Below are 3,739 nucleotides of genomic sequence, written 5' to 3'. Positions count from 1 at the left end.
CGGTGAGCTGCGTCTGGGTAGTCATTACACCGGAGTGAGCGAATATTATAAGAAGGTTGCCGAGTATGACCGCGGCAGAGATGGGATGCTTCCCGATTTCGGTTTCAGATTCGACAGCCGCTATCGTTCCGGGTATCTGGGTCTTTCCGGCGACTACTACGACCCGCGACGTCACGGCTTTGAATTAGTTTCACGATACCAGGAGCTGTTCCAGTTCCGCGGCGGTTATCGGACCTTCTTCCACCATCAGGCGACCGATAATCTGAATAATATCTCGGCGCGGGAGGCGCTGGATACCGCCTGGTCGGTGCCGGGCGGTAAGATGCTGACTCATGAAGACAAAAATCCCGGTATCGATTACGGTCTGACCCGGCGGGAGATAAATGCCTCGGTAGAAGTTCGTCCGACCTCTAAATGGGATTTGCGCATGGTGGCGGCACATCGAACCATTATCGAGAAAGGAACGGAGCAGGCGACCGCTACCAATCACTGTTTCTCCTGTCATATAACGTCGCAGGCGGTTGCAGCGGAACGGCGGACGCATTTTTATAGCGGCGGTATCGAAGTCAGCCCGGGACCGGTCACGCTCGGCTATGATTATCGTTATCGCACTTTTAAGTCTCTGGTGCCGGGCGCAACCGTATTCTACGACCAGGCGCGGCATCCCGTATCGGGAGCGATGGTAGCAGAATTTGGCTCCCGTGTTGCCTTCGATAACAGGGAAGTCACTTATTATATCTTCCCCGAGGTTAATAAGTCGGCGCACACATTCAAAGCCAGCGCTGACATTCTGGGAGGATTGCTCAGCGGAAGTTTCACCACCAGTAAAGCCAAGAACAATGACGCCGGCTTGGAACTGACCGGCAATGGCGGTGTGGTCCGTTATTTTGTTCGCCCCGGCAAGAGGTCAACTCTCAACATTACCGCGTCGATTCATCGGGTCGAGAACGATACGGTTTTCATTGACCTGCCTAACTGGCGCGAGGGACGACCCGGAGGCGGACAGAATTTCGATTACACCCGGTATTCATCGCTGACCCGCACGGTGGGAAAAGGGACCGTTCAATGGAAATACCGCCCCAGCCGGAAATATAATATCGCCCTGATGGCGGGGATGGAATCGGTCAAGCGGGATGACTATCCGTATCGCGGCGCCGATTATGAGACCAAGACCTACAGCTTTGAAGGTTCTCTTAAGTACCGTCCCGAGTCTCGATATCAGATTGGACTTAAGTATCATCTCGATAAGACCAGTGACCCGTTCATAAGTTTTGGAAAACTTCTGGAGCGGAATGGCAGCGCTACTCTGACACCGCTTCCGGGCAATACCCAGGTATTTTATTTCCAGCGGGATGCTCTTCGTTACGGAAATATTTCCAATCAGCCGGAACTGTCGCATCAGGCCGATATTACGCTGGCATACAAGATAAGCGAGAGAGCCTCGCTTTCGGCCGGCGTCAAACTTCTGCTTGAGAAAAACAACAATCTGGACAGTCTCGAGTATGAGCATGAGATGTTCCAGCCGAATTTCAGCCTGACCTTAACACCGCATCCGCGCTGGGCGATGAGCGCCGGATACAGTTACTACTCGGATAGATCGAATGGGCCACTGGCGGTGGCAATGATGGATGGCTGAGCGGGACATCTTAACGGCACAGTTGGTGCCATCGACCATTTCGGTTCCCTGTACGGTGAAACCGATTATCATTCCCGGGCTCATTATCTCTCGCTCAATATTAATTTCGCCGCTACGGAGAAGTTGAATCTCCTGTTCACCGGCGGGTATGTTAAATCGGAAGCCTATTTCGATAAGATAGTCATGCCGGAAGTGCCGGAAGTGGAAGCGGAAATTGCGCCCGGTTATTACTCCTTTGATATGATTGACGAATATTCCGATCTGGCATATTCGCAGTTGGAATTGGAGTTTGGTGGAACGCTTCGGGTAGCAGAGCAGATGACACTGAACGGTAAGGTCAGTTATATCGATTTGAGTGATGACGAAGGGTATGTCTATGGCGTAGAATCCGGTTCCTTGACAGTAGTGCGGACCTGGATTAACATAAGATTCTGAGTTAGCCTCCTTTCTAAAAAAGGCAGCCCCGCTTCGGCGGGGCTGCTTTTTTTACGCAAGAATCAAGCGCTCGGTCTTAAATCCGAGTGTATAGCGGGATATCTGAGTCGGATATGGGAGCGCTCTCACTTATTCATAAACGGCAGGAAACTCATAAAATCGGCATGGTGAACAATGAGGGCTTCGGTGGTCCGCTTGACATGGTCTCCTTCGGCGGCATGCGCCGCAATGATATGCAGTACCTTGTCGGGCACACCGCACTGCATCGCCAGCCCGACACCGGAAAAAGGATGCCGCACGAATCTTCCCATATCGCTGGTGACCGCTTTGCCGTTGACTTTGTCATACTCCAGCAATTTGCCGACATCGGCCAGGATGGCGCCGGAGACGACAGCATCAAAGTCAATCGGCAGATTGTTGCCGAAGAAGTGAGCCATTATTTTGGCGGATTCGTGGGCAATATGGACGACCGCCCGCTTATGCTCCATAAAAGTGACCTTGCATTCTTTGGCAAGGAGGGTAAACGGTATCTCGTGCAGGTCGGCGACAATTAGTTTGCTCTTGGAAAGGGCCAGCGCCCAGGTATCGGCGGTCTGAGCCCGCAGTTTTTCGTCTTTTATCCAGTTTAATTCCGGCCAGAGTTCTTTGACTTGGTCGAGCATGAACTATTCTCCATCTTGATTTTTGAGTTTCTTTGGTGAATAATTAAGGGGAAATACGAGGCAGTGTCAATTGGATAAATAATCTTGCAGGAAAGTGATATTGAGGCAGGTCGAAATTCCCCCTCGATTCTGCGGCAGGCCGAGGCGAGGGGGGGGAATAGGTGCGTCCAATTAAGGTTCTTTAGGAGGTTATAACTCAAGCATGATGAAAAAGAATTTACTTTCACAAGCAAAATCATGGCAACCTGACAATACAGACAAGCATGGAGCCGACAAACGTAAATTTGTAGATTTTCTGATCGAAAATTGTATCGGGCATCGTAATGCTAGATCCATTCTGAGCATTATGAGAAACACCCAATTCGAGCATGTCTATAAAAAAGGCTCGTTTCAACACAACATAATTGTACCACTGAGACAGGAAGGAAAGATATTTGTCGGAACGTGTCGCAGGGGGGTGTTTCTCATTGAAAGTGGAGAAGATGCCGCAACAACAATAGAATTCTATCAGTCACGCATAAGGGCTGAACAAAAGCACTTGAGAATTCTGTTAGGCATAGCCCGAAAAATGGGCTTATTTGCCGATCCTGTATATACTAAAGTCGCGACTAGACCAACCAAAATCAATGTCTATTTAGACGAATCAGGAGTGCCTTCGCTAAAAAATCTTAAGCAAGACCCCTATTTCATAGTATCAGCTATCTTAGTTGATAATGCTAAAGTCGAAAGAGAAATAAGCCGAAAATTCCGTCGCATTAAAGAAGACTTGCAATTGCGGCCGGATTCAGAATTGAAGGCATCCAGATTGAGTACAAACCAGATCGAGTACTGCCTTAAAGAGTTGGCTTCTGTCGAATACGAATTTGCGGCCGTTTGCTTTGTTAAAGTAAATCTCAAATCAAAGGGGTTCACTTATCCCAAGTCATTCTATAAATACGCATTTCGATTCGTAGTTGAAAGAATCTTGTTGACTAGTGGAGCAGCGAATCTATTCTTCGATGAATAT

4 protein-coding genes are annotated in these 3,739 nt (G+C 49.1%); 3 read left to right on the top strand and 1 reads right to left on the bottom strand.

Annotated elements, in window-relative coordinates; all coding sequences use genetic code 11:
* On the top strand, positions 1-1,636 hold a 1,636-nt coding region (locus AB1690_08050; GenBank protein MEW6015261.1), incomplete at its 5' end, for a GSU2204 family CXXCH-containing (seleno)protein.
* Positions 1,637-1,759: 123 nt separating this feature from the next.
* Positions 1,760-2,071, top strand: a complete 312-nt coding sequence (locus AB1690_08045) for a hypothetical protein (GenBank protein MEW6015260.1) — start codon at positions 1,760-1,762, stop codon at positions 2,069-2,071.
* 125 nt (positions 2,072-2,196) lie between these two features.
* On the opposite strand, the gene AB1690_08040 is transcribed toward AB1690_08045, so the two are convergent.
* A complete protein-coding gene (locus AB1690_08040; protein MEW6015259.1) occupies positions 2,197-2,733 on the bottom strand; it encodes an HDIG domain-containing metalloprotein in 537 nt (178 codons plus the stop codon).
* 202 nt (positions 2,734-2,935) lie between these two features.
* Between AB1690_08040 and AB1690_08035 the strand changes: the two genes are divergently transcribed.
* Positions 2,936-3,739: DUF3800 domain-containing protein (locus tag AB1690_08035; protein MEW6015258.1), on the top strand; the 804-nt coding region annotated here is incomplete at its 3' end.

This window comes from Candidatus Zixiibacteriota bacterium, assembly GCA_040753495.1.
Lineage (GTDB): Bacteria > Zixibacteria > MSB-5A5 > GN15 > PGXB01 > DYGG01.
This window is presented reverse-complemented; position numbering and strand designations above follow the sequence as displayed.